The sequence below is a fragment of the Citrobacter telavivensis genome, assembly GCA_009363175.1.
In the GTDB taxonomy this organism is placed as follows: domain Bacteria; phylum Pseudomonadota; class Gammaproteobacteria; order Enterobacterales; family Enterobacteriaceae; genus Citrobacter_A; species Citrobacter_A telavivensis.
Map to the genome: position 1 here is coordinate 2,942,679 of CP045205.1, position 23,534 is coordinate 2,966,212.

At 54.9% G+C, this 23,534-nt stretch carries 20 protein-coding genes and 1 other annotated feature; of the genes, 11 read left to right on the forward strand and 9 right to left on the reverse strand.

Annotation, left to right across the window (positions count from 1 at the left end):
* Window positions 1-5: 5 nt before the first annotated feature.
* The 5 genes from trpA to GBC03_16410 are packed head-to-tail and all read right to left on the reverse strand — an operon-like array spanning window position 6 to window position 6,535.
* Window positions 6-812: a tryptophan synthase subunit alpha gene (gene trpA, locus GBC03_16390; GenBank protein QFS71666.1), complete on the reverse strand. Its 807-nt coding sequence runs from the start codon at window positions 810-812 to the stop codon at window positions 6-8.
* Window positions 812-2,005, reverse strand: a complete 1,194-nt coding sequence (gene trpB / locus GBC03_16395) for a tryptophan synthase subunit beta (GenBank protein QFS71667.1) — start codon at window positions 2,003-2,005, stop codon at window positions 812-814. Before trpB ends, trpA begins: the two co-directional genes overlap by 1 nt.
* 10 nt (window positions 2,006-2,015) lie before the next feature.
* On the reverse strand, window positions 2,016-3,374 hold the full coding sequence (trpCF, locus tag GBC03_16400; protein ID QFS74033.1) for a bifunctional indole-3-glycerol-phosphate synthase TrpC/phosphoribosylanthranilate isomerase TrpF: 1,359 nt from the start codon (window positions 3,372-3,374) through the stop codon (window positions 2,016-2,018).
* A gap of 3 nt (window positions 3,375-3,377) precedes the next feature.
* Complete coding sequence (gene trpD / locus GBC03_16405) at window positions 3,378-4,973, reverse strand: bifunctional anthranilate synthase glutamate amidotransferase component TrpG/anthranilate phosphoribosyltransferase TrpD (GenBank protein ID QFS71668.1); 1,596 nt, start codon at window positions 4,971-4,973, stop codon at window positions 3,378-3,380.
* The gene (locus tag GBC03_16410) at window positions 4,973-6,535 is read right to left on the reverse strand and encodes an anthranilate synthase component 1 (protein ID QFS71669.1); all 1,563 of its coding nucleotides are present in this window, start codon (window positions 6,533-6,535) and stop codon (window positions 4,973-4,975) included. The genes trpD and GBC03_16410 overlap by 1 nt, the downstream gene beginning before the upstream one ends.
* A 23-nt stretch (window positions 6,536-6,558) precedes the next feature.
* Window positions 6,559-6,653 (reverse strand) — a sequence feature (Trp leader region).
* A gap of 158 nt (window positions 6,654-6,811) precedes the next feature.
* Here GBC03_16410 and GBC03_16415 point away from each other — a divergent pair.
* The 3 genes from GBC03_16415 (at window position 6,812) to rluB (ending at window position 9,286) form a co-directional block, all read left to right on the forward strand.
* Entirely contained in the window at window positions 6,812-7,693 is an 882-nt protein-coding gene (locus tag GBC03_16415) for a 5'-3' exoribonuclease (protein QFS71670.1), read from the forward strand.
* Window positions 7,690-8,310 (forward strand): threonylcarbamoyl-AMP synthase, encoded by a 621-nt coding sequence (locus GBC03_16420; GenBank protein ID QFS71671.1) that lies wholly within the window; start codon window positions 7,690-7,692, stop codon window positions 8,308-8,310. The genes GBC03_16415 and GBC03_16420 overlap by 4 nt, the downstream gene beginning before the upstream one ends.
* 100 nt (window positions 8,311-8,410) lie before the next feature.
* Window positions 8,411-9,286: a 23S rRNA pseudouridine(2605) synthase RluB gene (gene rluB, locus GBC03_16425; GenBank protein QFS71672.1), complete on the forward strand. Its 876-nt coding sequence runs from the start codon at window positions 8,411-8,413 to the stop codon at window positions 9,284-9,286.
* 84 nt (window positions 9,287-9,370) lie between these two features.
* On the opposite strand, the gene cobO is transcribed toward rluB, so the two are convergent.
* Window positions 9,371-9,961: a cob(I)yrinic acid a,c-diamide adenosyltransferase gene (gene cobO / locus GBC03_16430; protein QFS71673.1), complete on the reverse strand. Its 591-nt coding sequence runs from the start codon at window positions 9,959-9,961 to the stop codon at window positions 9,371-9,373.
* Entirely contained in the window at window positions 9,958-10,719 is a 762-nt protein-coding gene (locus GBC03_16435) for a YciK family oxidoreductase (GenBank protein ID QFS71674.1), read from the reverse strand. The genes cobO and GBC03_16435 overlap by 4 nt, the downstream gene beginning before the upstream one ends.
* A gap of 214 nt (window positions 10,720-10,933) precedes the next feature.
* On the opposite strand from GBC03_16435, the gene sohB reads away from it, so the two are divergent.
* Window positions 10,934-11,980, forward strand: coding sequence for a protease SohB (gene sohB, locus GBC03_16440; protein ID QFS71675.1), 1,047 nt, complete (start codon window positions 10,934-10,936; stop codon window positions 11,978-11,980).
* Window positions 11,981-12,029: 49 nt separating this feature from the next.
* On the opposite strand, the gene GBC03_16445 is transcribed toward sohB, so the two are convergent.
* The gene (locus GBC03_16445; GenBank protein ID QFS71676.1) at window positions 12,030-12,281 is read right to left on the reverse strand and encodes a DUF2498 family protein; all 252 of its coding nucleotides are present in this window, start codon (window positions 12,279-12,281) and stop codon (window positions 12,030-12,032) included.
* Between the two features lie 395 nt (window positions 12,282-12,676).
* On the opposite strand from GBC03_16445, the gene topA reads away from it, so the two are divergent.
* The 4 genes from topA to acnA all read left to right on the forward strand — a co-directional run bounded on the left by topA (window position 12,677) and on the right by acnA (window position 20,216).
* Window positions 12,677-15,274: a type I DNA topoisomerase gene (topA, locus tag GBC03_16450; GenBank protein QFS71677.1), complete on the forward strand. Its 2,598-nt coding sequence runs from the start codon at window positions 12,677-12,679 to the stop codon at window positions 15,272-15,274.
* A gap of 216 nt (window positions 15,275-15,490) precedes the next feature.
* Complete coding sequence (gene cysB / locus GBC03_16455) at window positions 15,491-16,465, forward strand: HTH-type transcriptional regulator CysB (protein QFS71678.1); 975 nt, start codon at window positions 15,491-15,493, stop codon at window positions 16,463-16,465.
* Between the two features lie 299 nt (window positions 16,466-16,764).
* A complete protein-coding gene (locus tag GBC03_16460; GenBank protein QFS71679.1) occupies window positions 16,765-16,926 on the forward strand; it encodes a YmiA family putative membrane protein in 162 nt (53 codons plus the stop codon).
* Window positions 16,927-17,540: 614 nt separating this feature from the next.
* Window positions 17,541-20,216, forward strand: coding sequence for an aconitate hydratase AcnA (acnA, locus tag GBC03_16465; protein QFS71680.1), 2,676 nt, complete (start codon window positions 17,541-17,543; stop codon window positions 20,214-20,216).
* Between the two features lie 70 nt (window positions 20,217-20,286).
* Here the strand turns inward: acnA and ribA are convergent, their stop codons facing one another.
* Window positions 20,287-20,877, reverse strand: a complete 591-nt coding sequence (ribA, locus tag GBC03_16470; protein QFS71681.1) for a GTP cyclohydrolase II — start codon at window positions 20,875-20,877, stop codon at window positions 20,287-20,289.
* A 196-nt stretch (window positions 20,878-21,073) separates the two neighbouring features.
* On the opposite strand from ribA, the gene pgpB reads away from it, so the two are divergent.
* From pgpB to lapB, 3 genes are all read left to right on the forward strand, one after another.
* The gene (gene pgpB / locus GBC03_16475; protein ID QFS71682.1) at window positions 21,074-21,838 is read left to right on the forward strand and encodes a phosphatidylglycerophosphatase B; all 765 of its coding nucleotides are present in this window, start codon (window positions 21,074-21,076) and stop codon (window positions 21,836-21,838) included.
* Window positions 21,839-21,988: 150 nt separating this feature from the next.
* On the forward strand, window positions 21,989-22,297 hold the full coding sequence (gene lapA, locus GBC03_16480) for a lipopolysaccharide assembly protein LapA (GenBank protein ID QFS71683.1): 309 nt from the start codon (window positions 21,989-21,991) through the stop codon (window positions 22,295-22,297).
* A 6-nt stretch (window positions 22,298-22,303) separates the two neighbouring features.
* Window positions 22,304-23,473, forward strand: a complete 1,170-nt coding sequence (gene lapB, locus GBC03_16485) for a lipopolysaccharide assembly protein LapB (protein QFS71684.1) — start codon at window positions 22,304-22,306, stop codon at window positions 23,471-23,473.
* Window positions 23,474-23,534: the final 61 nt, after the last annotated feature.

The window sequence follows — 23,534 nt, forward strand, 5'->3', positions numbered from 1 at the left end:
GGAAATTACCGGCGAGTGGCGGCTTTTAACCCGCTGACGAATGTCTTCAGCTCTGCGAGCATCTGCTCAGGTTGCTCAACGTTCTTCTCAATGATTTTGACGATCGCAGAACCGGAGATCGCGCCAGCGGCACCCGCGTCAATGGCGGCGGAAACCTGATCCGGTGCCGAAATGCCAAACCCCTGCAAAGATGGTGCTGCATTGTACTCTTTCAGCTTCTCTACCAGATGATGTAGCGGCAGCGCGGCGCGGTTTTCAGCGCCAGTCACGCCTGCCCGCGACAGCAGATAGGTATAACCCCGGCCATGCGAGGCAATCTGGCGCAGCAGGTCATCATCGGCATTCGGCGGACAGATGAAGATCGGCGCAACGTTGTGGCGCAGCGCGGCCTGGCGGAATGGCGCAGACTCTTCAATGGGGACGTCGGCGACCAGCACGGAGTCGACGCCGACCTTTTCACACTGTGCGTAAAACGCGTCAATGCCCTTGCTGAACACCAGGTTCGCATACATCAGCAGGCCAATTGGAATGGTCGGGTGTTTTTCACGGATGGCTGCCAGCATCTCAAAACAGCGGGTCGGCGTAACGCCAGCAGCAAATGCACGCAGCGTGGCGCTCTGAATGGTCGGGCCATCGGCGAGCGGATCGGAGAAGGGGATCCCTAACTCCAGCGCATCCGCACCCGCCTCAATCAGGGCATCGATAATTTTCAGTGACTGCTCAACGCCCGGGTCGCCGAGGGTCACGAAGGGAACAAAGGCTCCTTCCTTGCGATCGTTGAGTTGAGCAAACAGGCTTTCATAGCGTTCCATCAGATTTCCCCTCGCGCTTTCAGAATATCGTGTACCGTGAAAATGTCTTTGTCACCGCGTCCGGAAAGGTTAACCACCAGCAGTTGCTCTTTTTCCGGGTTCTCGCGCATCATTTTCAGCGCGTGGGCCAGGGCGTGCGACGACTCGAGCGCCGGAATGATGCCTTCGTGCAGGCAGAGTGTTTTAAACGCTTCCAGCGCCTCGTCATCGGTGATCGACACGTAGTCGGCGCGCCCGATGCTGTTCAGATACGCATGCTGTGGCCCAACGGACGGGAAGTCGAGACCCGCGGAGATGGAGTAGGATTCCTCGATCTGGCCCTCATCGGTCTGCATCATCGGCGCTTTCATGCCGAAATAGATCCCAACGCGACCGTGCTTCAACGGCGCACCGTGTTCACCGGTTTCAATTCCGTGACCGCCCGGCTCCACGCCGATCAATCCCACGTCGGGTTCATTGATGAAATCGGCAAACATCCCGATGGCGTTAGAACCGCCGCCCACGCAGGCGATCACCGCATCCGGCAGGCGACCCTCTTTTTCGAGGATCTGCGCTTTGGTTTCTTCGCCAATCATGCGCTGGAATTCACGTACGATGGTCGGGAACGGGTGCGGACCCGCAGCGGTACCCAGCATGTAGTGCGCGGTTTCGTAACTGCCAGACCAGTCGCGTAGCGCTTCGTTACAGGCATCTTTCAACGTGGCCGAACCGCTATAGACCGGAATCACTTCGGCACCCATCAGGCGCATACGGAAGACGTTCGGCGACTGGCGCTCAACGTCTTTTGCCCCCATGTAGATACGGCATTTCAGACCGAGCAGGGCGCTGGCGAGGGCAGAGGCGACGCCGTGCTGTCCCGCACCGGTTTCGGCAATAATCTCTGTTTTGCCCATGCGTTTTGCCAGTAACGCCTGACCTAACACCTGGTTAGTTTTATGTGCGCCGCCGTGCAGCAGATCTTCGCGCTTCAGGTACAGCGTGGTGCGGGTTCCGGCGGTGATGTTCTGACATTTGGTCAGCGCGGTGGGACGTCCCGCGTAGTTCTTCAGCAGGTCAGTAAACTGGGCCTGAAACTCGGGATCTTTTTGCGCACTGACGAACGCGTCTTCCAGTTGACGCAGAGCAGGCATCAGAATCTGCGGCACATACATGCCACCGAATTCACCAAAATAGGGATTGAGTAATGTTGTCATGTCCTTTTCCTTAATATGCGCGCAGTGTCTGAAATACCGAGGCCAGAAGGCGTGCATCTTTGATGCCCGGCTGTGACTCTACACCAGAATTAAAATCGAGACCGGCACAGCCGGTTTTTGCCGCATCGACGCAGTTATCCGCGCCAAGACCGCCTGCCAGTAACACATTGTCCAGCGACTGACCCAGCAGTAACGACCAGTCGAAACGCTGACCGCTGCCGCCCTGGCCGTTATCCAGCACGTACTTGTTAACGTGCTGATAATCGCGGGCCGGGAGGGTGTCACCGACGCTCAGCGCTTTCCAGATCTGTACGTTTTCAGGCAGCGCGGCGCGCAGGGCGTCAACGTACGCCTGATCTTCACGGCCATGCAGTTGTACGGCTTTCAGCGAAAGCTGCACCGCTTTTTCGCAGACGTCGGCAATATCATGGTTGCGGAACACGCCGACGTATTGCAGCGGGGCGGCGGACTGCACCGCGCGGGCCTGCTCATCGCTGACAAAGCGTGGAGAAGAAGGGACAAAGATCAGTCCGCCATAAATCGCGCCAGATTCGCAGGCGGCTTTGGCATCTTCCGGACGCGTCAGGCCACAGACCTTATTCTCGCCAAGCAGAACGCGACGCACTGCGGCGTTGAGATCGTCAGAGGACATCAGCGCGGAACCAATCAGGAAACCATTGGCAAAGTGGCTCAGCTCGCGGATCTGGGCGTAGGTATTGATCCCCGACTCGCTAATCACCGTCACGCCCTGACCCAGTTTCGGTGCCAGTTGACGGGTACGATTCAAATCAATCGACAGGTCGCGCAGGTCGCGGTTGTTAATCCCGACCACTTTCGCACCCAGCGCAATGGCGCGCTCCAGTTCGGCCTCATTACTGACTTCCGTTAGCACGCCCATGTTCAGGCTGTGCGCTACGGTAGAAAGATGGCGATACTGCTCGTCGTCGAGAACGGAAAGCATCAGCAGGCAGGCGTCAGCCTGATAGTGGCGCGCAAGGTAGATTTGGTAAGGGTCGATAATAAAGTCCTTACACAGAATCGGCTGCGGCGCGATGCTGCTCACGATCGGCAGGAAATCAAAACTGCCCTGAAAATACTTCTCGTCGGTCAGAACGGAAATGGCGGAGGCGTAATGTTTGTATATTCCGGCAATCCGCGCCGGGTCGAAATCATCGCGGATCACGCCTTTGGATGGAGAGGCTTTCTTGCACTCCAGAATAAAAGCCGTACGCGCGCCCTGTAAGGCATCATAAAAATGACGCGTGCTGGGCTGGACATCGTTCTGAAAACGGGTCAACGGTTGTTGCTGTTTGCGGGCTTCCACCCAAATCGCCTTGTCTGCGACGATTTTCGCTAAAACGGTTTGCATCATTTATCCTCTTGCCGCCAGAGCGGTGACTCGGTCATAAGCGGAACCACTGTGCAATACCTCGAGAACGGTTTGCGCATTAGCCTTGAGATCTTCTTCACCATGCAGTCGCATCAACATTGCGACGTTTGCGGCAACGGCAGCCTCGTGGGCGGCGTCACCTTTACCTTGTAGTAAGCGTGTCAGAATGTCACGGTTTTCTTCCGGCGTACCGCCTGCCAGCTGTTCCTGATGGTAAGGGGTCAGGCCGAAGTCGTCCGCCGTCAACTGATAGCTTTTGATCTCGCCGTCATGCAGCTCCGCCACAATGGTCGGCGCATGCAGGGAGACTTCATCCATTCCGCCGCTGTGCACGACCGCAGCACGCTGGTAACCCAGCACCCGCAGGGTTTCGGCAATCGGCAGAACCAGTTCCGGGCTGTAGACGCCAATCAGCGCCAGCGGCGGGTGCGCCGGGTTAATCAATGGCCCCAGCACGTTGAACAGCGTACGGGTTTTCAACTGCTGACGTACCGGCATCGCGTGGCGGAAACCAGTGTGGTATTTCGGTGCAAACAGGAAGCAGACGCCCAGGTCGTCCAGCGCCTGACGCGATCTGTCGGCATTCATATCGAGATTGATGCCGAAGGCGGCCAGCAGGTCTGACGAACCGGATTTACTGGAGACGCTGCGGTTGCCGTGTTTAGCGACCTTCAGGCCGCACGCCGCAGCAACAAACGCGCTGGCGGTTGAGATATTAATGCTGTTACTCCCGTCACCGCCGGTACCGACAATATCGGCGAACAGATAGTCAGGGCGCGGGAACGGTGCGGCGTTTTCCAGTAAGGCGGTTGCCGCACCAGCAATTTCATTGGGATGTTCACCGCGAATTTTCATGCTGACCAGAGCGGCAGCCAACTGTTCCGGCTTCAGTTCGCCGCGCACGACGGCGGAGAACAACTGATGACTCTCCTGCTGACTCAGGGTTTGCGCCTGATACAGTTTTTCGAGGATCGGCTGCAGCGTATTGGTCGGCTCCAGCTTCTGCTGCGCCCAGGCCAGCGTCTGCTCAAGCAGGCGTGCGCCCTGAGTGGTCAGAATGGACTCCGGATGGAACTGTAACCCGCAAACGCGATCGGCGTCGTGACGTACCGCCATCACCATGCCGTTAAAATGGGCGTTAATGGTCAGGCCTGCGGGAACGTTGCTGCCGATGAGTGAATGATAGCGTGCAACCGGCAGCGGATTTGTCAGACCGGCAAACATCGCCTGTCCATCGTGTTCAATGCTGGACGCCTTACCGTGCAGGATCTCGCCGGCCTGGCCGACGTAGCCGCCATAGGCTTCGACAATCGCCTGATGTCCCAGGCAGATGCCGATAATCGGCAGCTTACCGCGCAGGCGCGTCAGCAGTTCCGGCATACAGCCCGCTTCACTGGGCACGCCAGGGCCGGGAGAAAGGACCAGAACCGGGTTCTTCATGGTTGCCAGACGCTCAATCAGGGTCTGGGCCGGAATATGGTTACGGTAAATCACCACGTTGTGACCGTTGGTACGCAGCTGATCTGCCAGGTTATAGGTAAATGAGTCGATGTTATCGAGCAGCAGAATATCAGCCATCAGAAAGTCTCCTGTGCGTGGTGCGCGGTGGCAATGGCACGCAGGACCGCGCGCGCTTTATTACGGGTTTCGTCGGCTTCGGACTGGGGAACAGAATCGAGCACAATACCGGCGCCGGCCTGGACGGTGGCGATACCGTCTTCCACCAGGGCTGAACGAATAACAATGCAGGTATCCAGATCGCCGTGCGCGGTGAAGTAACCGACTGCACCGCCGTAGCTACCGCGTCGGCGACCTTCGGCTTCAGCAATCAGCTGCATCGCCCGCACTTTCGGTGCGCCGCTGAGCGTGCCCATATTCATGCAGGCGCGGTAGGCGTGCAGTACATCGAGATCGCTGCGCAGTTCGCCGACCACGCGGGAAACCAGGTGCATGACGTAGGAATAACGGTCAACCTTGGTCAGGTCAGCCACATAGCGGCTGCCCGGCGTACAGATGCGGGCGAGATCGTTACGCGCCAGGTCAACCAGCATCAGGTGTTCGGAAAGTTCTTTATGATCGGTGCGCATCTCCAGCTCAATGCGGCTGTCGAGGTCACGATCCAGCGAACCGTCGGCGCGACGACCGCGAGGACGCGTGCCGGCAATCGGGTAGATTTCAATCTGACGGCTGGTGGCATCGTATTTCAGCGAGCTTTCCGGCGACGCGCCAAACAGGGTGAAATCATTGTCCTGCATAAAGAACATGTACGGGCTGGGATTGCTTTTCTTCAGCACATAATAGGCCGCCAGCGGCGACGGGCAGGGCAGAGAGAAGCGGCGTGACGGGACGACCTGGAAAATTTCCCCGGCACGAATCGCTTTTTGCATTGAGCGTACCACTGCGCCAAATTCTTCATCGCTCTGATTGCATTCGCAGCGCATCTGCGGCACAGGAATGACCGGCAGCGGCGGTGCTGGTTCCGTCAGTTGCTGGCTAAGACGGGCCAGTCGCGCGGTGAGGCGCTGTTTCTCGGCGTCGTTATCGCTGAACAGACTGGCCTGAATACGGGTGCTTTGTTTCTGGTGGTCGATAACCATCAGCGTTTCCGCCAGATAGAAACAGTAGTCCGGGCAGCGGTTGCCTGCCTCAAGCTGCGGTAAATCTTCAAAACCGGCAACCAGATCGTAAGCAAACAGGCCGCCGAAGAACATCGCTTCGCGCTCCTGCGCCGGGACGTTGACCAGCTCCTGCAGCAGGCGGAAGGCGTCAAATACAGAGAGTGCGCACAGACGCGCGTCCTCGTCTAATAACGGGCTGACCGCCGGGAAACGCAGCACGCGTCCCGACTCCTGATGTTCATTCTCAACACCGGCAGGCAATGCCGCATCCAGCAGCGTCAGCAGCGCTGCACCGTTGTCGGTTAAGGCCTGAATGGTGACAGTGTCACCGACGGCGGTAATGCGCAACGCGCTATCCACCAGCAACAGGCTTTTGAGATCGTCTTTGCTGTCGATATCTGCCGATTCCAGCAGCAGCGTTGCCGGACGATCGCCGCAAACCTGATGGAACAACTCCGTCGGGTTTTTACGATAGGCGGCATCGCAGGTAATGAGTTCGAGTGTCGGTTTTGATGTCTGCATTGTTGTTCTCATTAATTTTGTTCAAAAAAAAGCCCGCTCTGTTGGCGGGCCGGGTATCTGGTGGCGATCTACACGCGAAATACACTGCCCGAAATCAGGAAGTGCGCCACCCACCGTGCAGAACAAATGTTGCTTTCATTTCGATACCCTTTTGCTTGTGAACTTTCGTACTAGTTAACTAGTTCGGTGGGTTATTGTCAACACCTGATTTCAGTAAATTTGCTGGAACCGTTATGATGCGCAGGAAAGATTATTTTTGAGAGACGGGAGTTCGCCTTGAGCGACACGAATTATGCAGTGATTTATGACCTGCACAGTCATACAACGGCATCCGATGGACGACTGACGCCAGAAGCGTTAGTTCACCGCGCCGTCGAGATGCGCGTTGGCACGCTGGCGATTACCGACCATGACACCACAGCCGCTATTCCTGCGGCAAGCGAAGAAATTTCACGTTCTGGCCTGGCGCTGAACCTGATCCCCGGCGTTGAGATCTCAACGGTCTGGGAGAATCACGAAATTCATATTGTGGGTCTGAACATCGACATTGAAAATCCGGCGATGTGCGCGTTTCTGGCGCAACAGACGGAACGACGGCAGCAGCGTGCGCGGCTCATCGCCGACCGACTGGAAAAAGCGCATATCACTGGCGCGTGGGAAGGCGCATTGCGCCTGGCCGACGGCGGTGCGGTTACCCGCGGTCATTTTGCCCGTTACCTGGTGGAGTGTGGCAAAGCGACCACCATGGCGGATGTCTTTAAAAAGTATCTCGCGCGCGGGAAAACAGGATACGTTCCGCCACAGTGGTGTACAATAGAACAAGCTATTGATGTCATTCATCATTCTGGCGGTAAGGCCGTACTGGCTCATCCAGGTCGGTACGATCTTAGCGCTAAGTGGCTGAAAAGGCTGGTGGCGTATTTTGCGCAACATCACGGTGATGCGATGGAAGTTGCGCAGTGTCAACAGTCCCCCAATGAGCGCACGCAACTGGCCACGCTTGCCCGCCAGCATCAGCTATGGGCATCGCAAGGATCTGATTTTCATCAGCCTTGTCCGTGGATCGAGTTGGGCCGCAAGCTCTGGCTGCCGGCAGGCGTTGAAGGCGTCTGGCAGACGTGGGAGCAGCCGCAGAACACCACAGTGAGGGAAGTATGAGCCAGTTTTTTTATATCCATCCTGATAACCCACAGCAGCGCCTGATCAACCAGGCGGTTGAGATTGTGCGTAAGGGCGGGGTGATTGTGTATCCAACCGATTCCGGTTACGCGCTCGGTTGTAAAATTGAAGACAAAGGCGCGATGGAGCGGATTTGCCGCATTCGCCAGTTACCGGATGGGCACAACTTCACCCTGATGTGTCGCGACTTGTCCGAACTGTCGACCTATTCGTTTGTCGACAACGTGGCTTTTCGTCTGATCAAGAACAATACGCCAGGCAATTACACTTTCATTCTGAAAGGGACGAAAGAGGTGCCGCGTCGGTTGTTGCAGGAAAAACGTAAGACCATCGGTCTGCGTGTGCCGTCGAACCCGATCGCGCTTGAACTGTTGCAGTCGCTGGGCGAGCCAATGCTCTCCACCTCGCTGATGTTGCCGGGCAGTGATTTTACCGAATCCGATCCGGAAGAAATTAAAGACCGACTGGAAAAACAGGTGGACCTGATTATTCACGGCGGCTATCTGGGCCAACAGCCGACGACGGTGATCGATTTAACGGATGATTCCCCGGTTGTCTTGCGCGAAGGTGTCGGAGACGTTAAACCTTTCTTATAAGGGCGCAACTCTGTATACTACGCGGCCTTAAAATGGCGCTGAGAAGCGCCGTTGATTCTCCTGTTCGACGCCTGTGAAGGCGACAGCTAAAGGAAGCTCTATGAGCGAAAAGTTACAGAAAGTGCTGGCGCGTGCTGGCCACGGCTCCCGCCGTGAAATTGAATCCATCATTGCAGCAGGTCGCGTCAGTGTAGACGGCAAAATCGCCACGCTTGGCGATCGCGTTGAAGTGACGCCCGGTCTGAAAATTCGTATCGACGGTCACCTGATTTCGGTGAAAGAGTCGGCGGAACAAATTTGTCGCGTTCTGGCCTATTACAAGCCGGAAGGCGAACTGTGTACGCGTAACGATCCGGAAGGTCGTCCTACCGTCTTCGATCGCTTACCGAAACTGCGCGGCGCGCGCTGGATTGCGGTAGGGCGTCTGGACGTCAATACCTGCGGTCTGCTGTTGTTTACCACCGATGGTGAACTGGCGAACCGTTTGATGCACCCGAGCCGTGAAGTTGAACGTGAATACGCGGTGCGCGTCTTTGGCCAGGTCGACGACGCTAAACTGCGCGATCTGAGCCGTGGTGTTCAACTGGAAGATGGCCCGGCGGCGTTTAAAACCATCAAGTTCAGCGGTGGTGAAGGGATCAACCAGTGGTACAACGTCACCCTGACCGAAGGGCGCAACCGTGAAGTGCGTCGCCTGTGGGAAGCCGTTGGCGTGCAGGTAAGCCGCCTGATCCGCGTGCGCTATGGTGATATTCCGCTGCCGAAAGGCCTGCCGCGCGGCGGCTGGACGGAACTGGATCTCGCGCAGACCAACTATCTGCGCGAACTGGTAGAACTGGAGCCGGAAACCACCTCGAAAGTGGCGGTGGAGAAAGATCGTCGTCGCATGAAGGCGAATCAGATTCGTCGTGCGGTGAAACGTCACAGCCAGGTGAGCGGCGGTCGCCGTGCTGGCGGTCGCAATAACAACGGTTAACGCTTTTGTAGGCCTGATAAGCGTAGCGCCATCAGGCAATTGCGCGGTGCCGGATGGCACCGCAAGCGCCTTATCCGCCCTGGATCAGTAGTCGATACCCATCTGGGCTTTGACCCCTGCCTCAAAGGCATGTTTGACCGGACGCAGTTCACTGACGGTATCGGCCAGCTCGAGAATATCCCGATGGCAGCCACGACCGGTGATGATCACCGTCTGGTGAGACGGTCGCGCATTCAACGCGCTAATCACCTCTTCAAGCGGCAGATAGTCATACGCCACCATGTAGGTCAACTCGTCCAGCACCACCATGTCCAGTTGCGGGTCGGCAAGCATTCGCTTGCCGTGCTCCCATACTGCCAGACAGGCCGCCGTGTCGGCCTCGCGGTTCTGTGTTTCCCAGGTAAACCCGGTCGCCATCACCTGAAATTCGACGCCGTGCGGTTCCAGCAGGTTACGCTCGCCGTTGGGCCAGGTTCCCTTGATAAACTGCACGACACCGACCTTTTTACCGTGTCCCACCGCGCGGGTGGCCGTGCCGAAGGCGGCGGTGGTTTTTCCTTTCCCGTTGCCGGTGAAAACCATCACGATACCGCGCTCATCCTGAGCCTGGGCTACCCGGGCATCAACCCGGTCCTTCACGCGCTGCTGGCGCTGTTGATAACGTTCTTCACTCATTGGGCGATTCCTGGTTTGCGGCCCGGTTGGGCGTCGAAGGTCATGCCGGTCTTGCGGCGGCTGTCATCGCCCATTAGCCACAGATACAGCGGCATAATATCGGCGGGTGTTTTGAGCTTTTGCGGATCTTCCGTCGGAAAGGCGTTGGCGCGCATTCCGGTACGCGTGCCGCCCGGGTTGATGCAATTCACGCGCAGCGGGCGGTTTTGATACTCGTCCGCCAGCACCTGCATCATTCCTTCGGTGGCAAATTTAGAGGCCGCGTAGGCCCCCCAGTTGGCGCGGCCTTGTTGGCCTACGCTGGAGGAGGTGAAGACTAACGATCCGGAATCTGACTTAAGTAATAAAGGAAGCAATGCCTGGGTCAGCATAAACGTCGCGTTGACGTTGACCTGCATCACCTGTTGCCAGACCTGCGGGTCCTGCTCGATCATCGGGCAGACGTCTCCCAGTAATCCGGCATTGTGCAGGACGCCGTCCAGACGTGGATACTGACCGGCGACGCGCTGCGCCAGTTGATGACAATCATCAGCGGTACAGGTTAACAGATCAAGCGTAAGCCACGATGGCTGACGCCCCGTTTGCTGGGCAATCATTTCGGCGACGTGGCGCAATTTCTCATCATTACGGCCTAGCAAAATAACGCTGGCGCCGTAGCGAGCGTAGGTCAGGGCCGCTTCCCGGCCAATGCCATCGCTGGCACCGGTCACCAGAATGATGCGATCCTGCAAAAGGTCTTGTTTCGGTTGATAATGCATGGGGACTCCTCGGCGACATGCCTGGTCGCTCTGCTTCTCGTTGGTGTGTCGGGTTTATGCCTGAAACAGGACCCAATTTCAATCAGCCAACGGCGATAACGCCCTAAAATGAACACTTTGTCATACTTTTGTCCATCCGCATATCCCGCGAGACGACGCATTACGCCTGATGTACACTGAGCCGACGCTAAGTTGTTTAACCAAGGTGGAACGTGTGGAATTGTTGTCTGAATATGGGTTGTTTTTAGCAAAAATCGTCACCGTTGTACTGGCTATCGCGGCGATAGCCATCATTATCGTGAATGTTGCCCAACGTAAGCGCCAGCGTGGCGAACTGCGGGTTACCAACCTCAGCGAACAATATAAAGAGATGAAGGATGAACTGGCGATGGCGTTGCTGGATAGCCATCAACAGAAACTCTGGCATAAAGCGCAAAAGAAAAAGCACAAGCTGGAAGCGAAAGCCGCCAAAGTAAAAGCGAAGCAGGGCGACAGCGACACGTCGGATAAGCCGCGCGTCTGGGTGCTGGATTTCAAAGGCAGCATGGATGCCCACGAAGTCAGTTCGCTGCGTGAAGAGGTGACGGCCGTTCTGGCGGTGGTGAAACCGCAGGATCAGGTGGTGGTGCGTCTGGAAAGTCCCGGCGGCGTTGTCCACGGCTATGGTCTCGCCGCATCACAACTGCAACGCTTACGCGATAAGAACATCCCGCTGACCGTGACGGTGGACAAGGTCGCGGCGAGTGGCGGTTACATGATGGCCTGCGTGGCGGACAAAATTGTCTCGGCCCCCTTTGCGATTGTCGGCTCAATTGGCGTGGTCGCGCAGATCCCCAACTTCAACCGCTTCCTGAAAGGAAAGGATATCGATATCGAGTTGCATACCGCCGGACAATACAAGCGGACCCTGACGCTGTTGGGTGAGAACACTGAAGAAGGGCGGCAGAAATTTCGTGAGGATTTGAACGAAACCCATCTCCTGTTTAAAGATTTTGTTCATCGTATGCGTCCGACTCTGGACATTGAGCAGGTCGCCACCGGTGAACACTGGTATGGACAGCAGGCGCTGGATAAAGGACTCATTGATGAGATAAATACCAGCGACGAGGTGATCCTGGGATTAATGGAAGGGCGAGAGGTGTTTAACGTTCGTTATCTGCAGCGTAAGAAACTGGTGGATCGCGTAACCGGCAGTGCCGCTGAAAGTGCCGACCGTCTGCTACTGCGCTGGTGGCAGCGCGGACAAAAACCGCTGATGTAAAAAGCCATATTAACGACAAACGCGAGGCCTGAAGCCTCGCGTTTTTGCTTTAATCGATCAGGTGATACTTTTCAGAAAGCACATGCGCCAGATGTTTAAACATATTGAACACGGCAGTGCTCTTTGGCGTGGGTAAACCTTGCTCGTCTAAAAAGTAATCCCCACTGAAGACCAACACCCCATTTCGCTGGGTTACACCGGTGGCAACAATGCCGGCCAGCGTATCTTCATGCTCACGAATGATTTTGTTGGCTTCAATCAACAGCGTTTCGCGATCGATAGGTTGTGTCTCTTTGCGCATTTTTTACTCCTTAAACAAGGACATTAGTCTACGCCGACCGACTCTTTTGGGCAAATATTCCCTGAGCGTGATCAGGGGGTTGTCAACCTTTGCTGACTGGCAGGATTTGTTTTTGCATGCTAATAAAGTTGCGTAACGAATTTTATCAGGTACAGTGTGACGCTTTCGTCAACCAGGCAACAGATTTGCTTGACATTCGACCGAAATTCCGTCGTGCTATAGCGCCTCTGTGCGAAAAAACCTGTTAACTCAGTCACCTGGCTATTTAGTGTACAGAGTCAGTACAAAGGGTTGATATCCACAGACGCAGGGACCATATCCGTGGCTCGTCGTCTGTAGATGGTGTATCAATGTGCGACGCATTCCTGGAAGAATCAAATTAGGTAAAGGTGAATATGGGTAAAGCTCTTGTCATCGTTGAGTCCCCGGCAAAAGCCAAAACGATCAACAAGTATCTGGGTAATGACTACGTGGTTAAGTCCAGCGTTGGTCATATCCGTGATTTGCCGACCAGTGGCTCAGCAGCTAAAAAGAGCGCCGACTCTACCTCCACCAAAACGGCTAAAAAGCCCAAAAAGGATGAACGTGGCGCGCTCGTCAACCGTATGGGGGTTGATCCGTGGCACAACTGGGACGCGCACTATGAGGTGCTGCCCGGTAAAGAGAAGGTCGTCTCTGAACTGAAACAACTGGCTGAAAAAGCCGACCACATCTATCTCGCAACCGACCTTGACCGCGAAGGGGAAGCCATTGCATGGCACCTGCGGGAAGTGATCGGTGGTGATGAGTCGCGTTACAGTCGCGTGGTGTTTAACGAAATTACGAAGAATGCGATTCGTCAGGCATTTGAAAAGCCGGGCGAACTGAACATTGATCGAGTAAACGCTCAGCAGGCGCGTCGCTTTATGGACCGCGTGGTGGGGTATATGGTCTCGCCGCTGTTGTGGAAGAAGATTGCCCGCGGCCTGTCAGCTGGTCGCGTACAGTCCGTGGCGGTGCGTCTGGTCGTTGAGCGTGAGCGCGAAATTAAAGCGTTTGTTCCGGAAGAGTTCTGGGAAATTGACGCCAACACCACTACGCCTTCCGGCGACGCGCTGCCCTTGCAGGTGACCCATCAGAACGATAAGCCGTTCCGTCCGGTGAATCGCGAGCAGACGCTTGCGGCGGTGAGCCTGCTGGAGAAAGCGCGCTACAGCGTTCTGGAACGTGAAGACAAGCCGACCAGCAGCAAGCCGGGCGCGCCGTTTATCACCTCCACCCTGCAACAGGCGGCCAGTACGCGTCTCGGTTTTGGTGTGAAAAAGACCATGATGATGGCGCAGCGTCTGTACGAAGCGGGCTACATCACTTATATGCGTACCGACTCGACCAACCTGAGTCAGGACGCCGTAAACATGGTGCGCGGTTATATCGGCGACAATTTTGGCAAGAAATATTTGCCAGAAAGTCCGAATCAGTACGCCAGCAAAGAAAACTCACAGGAAGCGCACGAAGCGATTCGTCCTTCTGATGTCTCCGTGCTGGCGGAAACGCTGAAGGATATGGAAGCCGATGCGCAGAAACTGTATCAACTGATCTGGCGTCAGTTTGTCGCCTGTCAGATGACGCCGGCGCAGTACGACTCCACCACGCTGACCGTTGGCGCGGGCGATTTCCGTCTGAAGGCGCGCGGTCGTATTCTTCGCTTCGACGGCTGGACGAAGGTGATGCCAGCGCTGCGTAAAGGTGACGAAGACCGGACGCTGCCGGCAGTCAATAAAGGCGATGCGCTGTCTCTGGTTGAACTGACCCCGGCTCAGCACTTCACCAAACCACCGGCGCGCTTCAGCGAAGCCTCGCTGGTGAAAGAGCTGGAAAAACGTGGAATTGGCCGCCCGTCGACCTATGCGTCGATCATTTCGACCATCCAGGATCGTGGCTATGTGCGCGTGGAAAACCGTCGCTTCTATGCGGAAAAAATGGGTGAGATTGTCACCGACCGCCTGGAAGAGAATTTCCGCGAGCTGATGAACTACGATTTCACCGCGCAGATGGAAAACAGCCTCGATCAGGTCGCGAATCACGAAACCGAATGGAAAGGCGTGCTCGACAACTTCTTCAGTGATTTTACTCAGCAACTGGACAAAGCTGAGAAGGATCCGGAAGAAGGGGGGATGCGTCCGAACCAGATGGTGTTGACCAGCATCGACTGCCCAACCTGCGGGCGTAAAATGGGGATTCGTACCGCCAGTACCGGCGTGTTCCTCGGTTGCTCCGGCTATGCGCTGTCGCCGAAAGAGCGCTGCAAAACCACCATTAATCTGGTGCCGGAAAACGAAGTCCTGAACGTGCTGGAAGGTGATGACGCGGAAACCAATGCCCTGCGCGCCAAGCGTCGTTGTCAGAAGTGCGGCACGGCGATGGACAGCTACCTGATCGATCCGAAGCGTAAGCTGCACGTCTGTGGTAATAACCCGACCTGCGACGGCTACGAGATCGAAGAGGGCGAATTCCGCATCAAAGGGTATGACGGTCCAATCGTCGAGTGCGAAAAATGTGGTTCTGAGATGCACCTGAAGATGGGGCGTTTCGGTAAGTACATGGCCTGTACCAACGACGAGTGCAAAAACACCCGTAAAATCCTGCGTAACGGTGAGGTTGCGCCGCCGAAAGAAGATCCGGTTCCGCTGCCAGAGTTGCCGTGTGAAAAATCGGATGCGTATTTCGTGCTGCGTGATGGTGCCGCCGGGGTGTTCCTGGCCGCCAATACCTTCCCGAAATCCCGTGAAACGCGTGCGCCGCTGGTGGAAGAGTTGTTCCGCTTCCGTGACCGCCTGCCGGAAAAACTGCGTTATCTGGCCGATGCGCCTCAGCAGGATCCTGAAGGCAATAAAACGCTGGTGCGTTTTAGCCGTAAGACCAAGCAGCAGTATGTTGCCGCTGAAAAGGACGGGAAAGCGACCGGCTGGTCAGCCTTCTTTGTTGATGGCAAATGGGTTGAAGGCAAGAAGTAATCGCCCACGGTTCTGTCGTTGTGAAGAGGGTCGCGTAAGCGGCCCTTTTTTTGTTTTTATTGCGGGCTTATTATTTTTTAGTCATCCCTATACAGTCTGGCTATTAATGATATAGTGGTTATAGTTAATGGCTTTTTTATTATTAAATCGTATTAGCAGCGCCCCTCAGCCTGCTCTGAAACGATGACTTGATGGCGCTAATCTGGATGGTTTAACATGAAATTACAGCAGCTTCGCTACATCGTTGAGGTGGTTAACCACAACCTTAACGTCTCCTCCACCGCGGAAGGACTTTATACCTCGCAGCCGGGTATCAGTAAGCAGGTCCGCATGCTGGAAGATGAACTTGGCATCCAGATTTTTGCCCGTAGCGGTAAGCATCTGACTCAGGTGACGCCAGCAGGCCAGGAGATAATCCGCATTGCGCGCGAAGTGCTCTCCAAAGTGGATGCGATAAAGTCGGTTGCCGGTGAGCATACCTGGCCGGATAAAGGCTCACTTTATATCGCGACGACGCATACTCAGGCACGTTATGCGTTGCCGAACGTGATTAAAGGTTTTATAGAGCGCTATCCGCGCGTGTCGTTGCATATGCATCAGGGATCGCCGACGCAGATTGCTGAGGCGGTTTCGAAAGGTAATGCCGATTTTGCCATCGCTACGGAAGCGCTGCATCTGTATGACGATCTGGTGATGTTGCCATGCTATCACTGGAATCGCTCGATTGTGGTGACGCCCGAACATCCGCTCGCCAATAAAGCCTCAGTGTCTATTGAAGAACTGGCGCAGTATCCGTTGGTGACGTACACCTTTGGCTTTACCGGTCGTTCCGAACTGGATACCGCCTTTAACCGCGCAGGGCTGACGCCACGTATTGTTTTCACGGCGACTGATGCGGATGTGATCAAAACCTACGTGCGTTTAGGCTTAGGGGTAGGGGTGATCGCCAGCATGGCGGTTGATCCACTGTCGGACCCGGATCTGGTTCGCGTGGATGCGCACGATGTCTTCAGCCACAGCACGACCAAAATCGGTTTCCGTCGCAGCACGTTCCTGCGCAGTTACATGTATGATTTCATTCAACGTTTCGCACCGCATTTGACGCGTGACGTGGTGGATACCGCCGTGGCATTGCGCTCGAATGAAGAAATTGAAGAGATGTTTAAAGATATAAAATTGCCTGAAAAGTAATTGCCACAGAAACAGTCGGTATCTTTTGTTCGCAGGGGATACCGAAAGTTTTAATTAAATCACAATTCTGTTTATTAAGGCTGACGTAATAATAATATCCATACGGGAGTTATGGATAATCAGTCGTAAAGTAGTGTCTTATTCCCCGCCTCGCAAATTTCCTATTCCAAATATTTATTTTCGATCAAAAGATTGATTTATTCACTGGAAACGATTCGTAAATTCACTGGATTTTTGACTAAAGTTTCATTAGGATTTGTCTCATCTGATGATTAATTGTACCGATTGTTGGTGCTTAAATGATAAGTGATGTCGATTGTATGAGGTTAGCAATGCCGTCTGAAAACCAGGAACCACGTCGGGACCCTGAGATGAAACGCAAAGCATGGCTTGCGGTTTTCCTGGGCTCAGCGCTGTTTTGGGTCGTGATTGCACTGTTGATCTGGAATGCCTGGGGGTAAACATGGTTGTTCACGACTCACAACAGACGTCTTTACCCACATGTCACTCTGGTGACACGGTGCGAGAAACGAAAAAAGGCGCGTGCGTGAAAACGGTTCCCGAAAACTGGAAGTTGACTCAGCAACAGCAAGCATTTATTGCGTTATTCGACGAAGACGAAGACGAACAACAGAAACAATAATCGTCCCCATTCTTATTACCGTTTTTTTGTACTGACAAATTATTGCGGTACGCTTTCACATATACACCACAGCAATAAATAGTTGAGAAAGTCTCAACACAATGTATTAAACAAAAACGGGTGTAGCCGATGCTTAGTGCAAATATGAAATACTGGTCCTGGATGGGCGCATTTTCCGTCTCGCTGCTCTTTTGGGCTGAACTGTTCTGGATGGTGATGAATTAATCTCAAACCTCGCTGCGGCGAGGTTTTCGTTTTCTCTCTTTCATACACTCGTTCGTCCGCGCTTCTGTACCCTCTGTCCCCATTGTTCGGTTTCTCCTCTTTTATCAATTCGGGTTGTTATCAAAACGTTACAGTGTGTTTGTGTTATCTTTAATATTCACCCTGAAGAGAATCAGGGCATCGCAACCCTGTCATTAAGGAGGAGCTATGTCGTCAACCCTACGAGAAGCCAGTAAGGATACACTGCAGGCCAAAGACAAAACCTACCACTACTACAGTCTGCCGCTGGCTGCGAAATCTCTGGGCGATATCACCCGTCTGCCCAAATCACTGAAAGTCTTACTGGAAAACCTGTTGCGCTGTCAGGACGGCGATTCCGTCACACAAGAGGATATTCAGGCGCTGGCAGGGTGGCTAAAGCGCGCCCATGCCGATCGCGAAATTGCCTACCGTCCTGCACGCGTGTTGATGCAGGACTTTACCGGCGTCCCGGCGGTGGTGGATCTCGCCGCGATGCGCGAAGCGGTGAAACGCCTGGGCGGCGATACCGCGAAAGTGAACCCCCTGTCGCCGGTGGATCTGGTTATTGACCACTCCGTCACCGTTGACCATTTTGGCGATGACGATGCGTTCGAAGAGAACGTGCGCCTCGAAATGGAGCGTAACCACGAGCGCTATGTGTTCCTGAAATGGGGCCAGCAGGCCTTCAGTCGCTTTAGCGTGGTACCGCCGGGAACCGGCATTTGCCACCAGGTTAACCTGGAATACCTCGGCAAAGCGGTCTGGAGCGAGCTGCAGGACGGTGAATGGCTGGCTTATCCGGATACGCTGGTCGGCACTGACTCACACACCACCATGATTAACGGTCTGGGCGTTCTGGGCTGGGGCGTGGGCGGTATAGAGGCTGAAGCGGCGATGCTGGGACAACCTGTTTCGATGCTGATCCCGGATGTGGTGGGCTTCAAACTGACTGGAAAACTGCGTGAGGGGATTACCGCAACGGATCTCGTGTTGACCGTCACTCAGATGCTGCGTAAGCACGGCGTGGTCGGAAAATTTGTCGAATTTTATGGCGACGGCCTGGACTCCTTACCGTTGGCTGACCGCGCCACCATCGCCAATATGTCGCCGGAATATGGCGCGACCTGCGGCTTCTTCCCGATCGATGGCGTGACGTTGGACTACATGCGCTTGAGCGGGCGCAGTGAAGATCAAATCGAACTGGTTGAAAAATACGCGAAAGTGCAGGGCATGTGGCGTAACTCCGGCGATGAACCGGTCTTCACCAGTACCCTGGCGCTGGATATGAATGATGTCGAGGCGAGCCTTGCCGGACCGAAACGTCCGCAGGATCGCGTCGCGCTGGGCGATGTGCCGAAAGCCTTTGCCGCCAGCAGTGAGCTGGAACTGAACACCGCGCAGAAAGATCGTCAACCCGTGGAGTACGTGCTGAACGGCCAGTCATACCAACTCCCTGACGGGGCTGTGGTGATTTCGGCGATAACGTCCTGCACCAACACCTCTAACCCGAGCGTGCTGATGGCGGCGGGTCTGTTGGCGAAAAACGCGGTGACGTTGGGACTGAAACGTCAGCCGTGGGTGAAAGCCTCGCTGGCACCGGGGTCGAAAGTGGTGTCGGATTATCTGGCCAAGGCGAAACTGACGCCGTATCTCGATGAACTGGGCTTTAACCTGGTGGGATATGGCTGCACGACCTGTATTGGTAACTCAGGGCCGCTGCCGGAACCTATCGAAACCGCGATTAAGAAGGGCGATCTGACCGTTGGCGCCGTGCTGTCAGGCAACCGTAACTTTGAAGGTCGTATCCACCCGCTGGTGAAAACCAACTGGCTGGCGTCTCCGCCGCTGGTGGTCGCCTATGCCCTCGCGGGCAACATGAACATCAACCTGGCGAAAGATCCGCTCGGTCATGACCGCAAAGGCGATCCGGTCTACCTGAAAGATATCTGGCCGTCGGCGCAGGAAATTGCCCGTGCGGTGGCGTTGGTCTCCTCAGAGATGTTCCACAAAGAATATGCGGAGGTGTTCGAAGGGACGCCAGAGTGGAAAGCGATCAACGTTGACCGCTCAGACACCTACGGCTGGCAAAACGATTCGACCTACATTCGCCTGTCGCCGTTCTTTGACGAGATGCAGGCGCAGCCCGCACCGGTGACCGATATTCACGGCGCACGCATTCTGGCGATGCTGGGGGATTCGGTGACCACCGACCACATTTCCCCTGCCGGGAGCATTAAGGCCGACAGTCCTGCCGGGCGTTATCTGCAAAGCCGCGGCGTGGAGCGCAAAGACTTTAACTCCTATGGCTCACGACGTGGGAATCATGAGGTGATGATGCGCGGGACGTTCGCCAACATTCGCATCCGTAACGAAATGGTGCCGGGTGTGGAAGGGGGAATGACGCGGCATCTTCCCGGCACGGAGGTGCTGTCTATCTATGACGCGGCAATGCAGTATCAGCAGGAGAACATTCCGCTGGCGGTGATTGCCGGCAAAGAGTACGGTTCGGGTTCCAGTCGTGACTGGGCTGCTAAAGGGCCGCGACTGCTGGGGATTCGCGTGGTCATCGCGGAGTCGTTCGAACGAATCCACCGCTCTAACCTGATTGGGATGGGTATCCTGCCTCTGGAATTTCCGCAGGGTGTGACGCGAAAAACGCTGGGGCTGACCGGGGAAGAGGCAATTGACATTGCCGATCTGCAAAAACTGAAACCTGGCGCGACGGTGCCGGTGACGTTAACCCGGGCTGACGGGCACAAAGAGGTGGTGCAGTGCCGCTGTCGTATCGATACGGCGACCGAGTTAACCTACTACCAGAACGACGGTATCTTGCATTATGTGATTCGCAATATGCTGAAGTAAGCGATAAAAAAAGCCTGCATGACACGATGCAGGCTTTTTTAAAGCATTGCTTTTAACGTATTCGTATTGCTTATTTACTCAACAGGTGGCCCATCTTGGCGGCTTTGGTATCCAGATAATGTTCATTATTGGGATTACGGCCAACAATCAGCGGGACCCGCTCCACAATATTAATTCCCGCTTCACTGAGAATTTCGACTTTCTTCGGGTTATTGGTGAGCAGACGCACTTCATCAACGCCCAGCAGCTTGAACATATCGGCGCAGAGGGTGAAATCACGTTCATCTGCGGCAAAACCCAACTGATGATTGGCCTCTACGGTGTCGTAGCCCTGGTCCTGCAACGCGTAGGCGCGAATCTTATTGAGAAGGCCAATGTTACGTCCTTCCTGACGATGATAAAGCAGAATTCCGCGTCCTTCTTCCGCGATATGCGTCAGGGCGGCTTCCAGCTGAAAACCACAGTCGCAGCGCAGACTGAACAGGGCATCGCCCGTCAGACATTCTGAATGGACACGGGCCAGAACCGGCGTCTGACCAGAAATATCACCATACACTAACGCGACGTGATCGTGCCCGGTTGCCAGTTCTTCAAATCCCACCATCAGGAAATCGCCCCATGGGGTTGGCAGTTTGGCTTCTGCCACTCGTTTAAGCTGCATGTGTTTCTCCAGATAATGCCGGCACGCGATGTAGTGCCGTTGCCTGTTGGCTTATCTTCTTATTTTGCCATAAGGCAACGGACTTCACCTAATCGCTGCCGCCCAATCGTCATGCGAATGGCACAAATCTGTCAATTTCCCCGAACAGGGGATTTTTCGGTTATGATTGTGGCACTTATCCGTCAAAGAGGTATACATGCTGTCGATTGCAAAGCGTACTGCGGCTGGTGCGGGATTATTGCTGATTATGCCCGTTGCCGTGTGGGTGTCCGGCTGGCGCTGGCAACCGGGTCAGGATTCCGGATGGCTAAAAGTGATGTACTGGATAACGGAAACGGTCACCCAACCGTGGGGCATTATCACGCATGTCATTCTTTGCGGCTGGTTCCTCTGGTGCTTACGCTTTCGCCTTAAAGCAGCAGTGATGCTTTTTACCATTCTGGCGGGTGCTATCCTGATGGGTCAGGGCGTCAAGTCGTGGGTTAAGGACCAGGTACAGGAACCTCGTCCTTTCGTGATATGGCTGGAAAAAACGCATCATATCCCGGTTGATGAGTTCTACACTTTAAAACGTAAGGATCGCAGTGACCTGGTGAAGGCGCAACTCTCAACCCAGCAGAATATTCCGCTGTTTTTACGCCAGCACTGGCAAAAAGAGACCGGGTTTGCGTTTCCGTCCGGTCACACGATGTTTGCCGCAAGCTGGGCGCTGCTCGCCGTGGGGTTATTGTGGCCGCGCCGGCGGACAATGACGATTGCCCTTTTGCTGGTGTGGGCGACGGGCGTCATGGGCAGTCGTATGCTGTTGGGCATGCACTGGCCGCGCGATCTGGTGGTCGCGACGCTGATCTCCTGGGCGCTGGTAACGCTGGCGACCTGGCTTGCGCAGCGGTTCTGCGGGCCGCTCATGCCGCCGCCGGAAGAAAGGCAGGAGATTGTCGAACGCGAGCAAAACGGCTGACCGGGGTTGATTTTACCCGGTTTGCCCTTAAATCATCCGATAGCCGACTGCTTTCCCATTTCGCAGACGCCGTGAAAATGGTAATTTAAAAGGCTAAATGCGGTAAGTTGAACACGATTTATTCGCTTAAACCACATAACGGGAAGTAATGTGAAATATTTACTCATTTTCTTACTGGTGTTGGCGATATTTGTTATCTCGGTAACATTGGGTGCGCAGAACGATCAACAGGTGACGTTTAATTATCTGTTGGCCCAGGGCGAGTATCGTATCTCAACCTTGCTGGCCGTTTTGTTCGCTGCAGGTTTCGCCATTGGTTGGTTGATCTGCGGTCTTTTCTGGCTGCGGGTTCGTGTTTCTCTGGTGCGTGCTGAACGTAAAATTAAACGACTGGAAAACCAGCTCTCGCCTGCGACCGACGTTGTGGTGACGCCTGGTACGTCGGTCGCGAAGGAATAACCGTTTATGCTGGAGTTGTTGTTTCTGCTTTTACCTGTTGCTGCCGCCTATGGCTGGTATATGGGTCGCAGAAGTGCGCAACAAACAAAACAGGATGAAGCTAACCGCCTTTCCCGCGATTACGTCGCGGGCGTTAACTTCCTCCTGAGCAACCAACAAGATAAAGCGGTGGATCTGTTCCTCGATATGTTGAAAGAGGATACCGGCACCGTTGAGGCTCATCTCACCCTCGGAAACCTGTTTCGTTCTCGCGGCGAAGTTGACCGCGCCATCCGTATTCACCAAACCCTCATGGAAAGCGCCTCGCTGACCTATGAACAGCGACTGCTGGCGGTTCAGCAGTTAGGCCGTGATTACATGGCCGCCGGTTTGTATGACCGGGCGGAGGATATGTTCAATCAGCTTACCGATGAAACTGATTTTCGCGTAGGCGCGTTGCAGCAACTGTTGCAGATCTATCAGGCGACCAGCGACTGGCAGAAGGCCATTGAGGTTGCCGAAAGACTGGTCAAACTGGGCAAAGACAAGCAGCGTATCGAAATCGCCCATTTTTACTGTGAACTGGCGCTGCAGCAGATGGGGAGCGACGACATGGATCGCGCCATGACGCTGCTGAAAAAAGGGGCCGCGGCGGATAAAAATAGCGCCAGGGTCTCTATCATGATGGGCCGTGTCTGGATGGCGAAGGGCGATTATGCGAAGGCTGTTGAATGTCTCCAGCGGGTGATTTCCCAGGATAAAGAACTGGTTAGCGAAACGCTGGAAATGCTCCAGACCTGCTACCAACAGTTAGGCAAAAATGATGAATGGGCAGAATTCCTGCGCCGCGCGGTAGAAGAGAATACCGGCGCTGCCGCAGAACTGATGCTGGCCGATATTCTTGAGGATCGCGAAGGGACGGAGACTGCACAGGTCTATATCACCCGCCAGCTCCAGCGCCATCCGACGATGCGTGTTTTCCATAAGCTGATGGATTATCACCTTAACGAAGCCGAAGAGGGCCGTGCGAAAGAGAGTCTGATGGTGCTGCGTGATATGGTGGGCGAACAGGTGCGCAGCAAACCACGCTACCGCTGCTCTAAATGCGGTTTCACCGCCTATACGCTGTACTGGCATTGTCCTTCCTGTCGCGCCTGGTCAACGATTAAGCCAATTCGCGGACTTGATGGACTGTAATTTTTAAAAAGATCGTTATTTAGTTACAACATACTAATGGTTTTATTCACAACCTCACTCT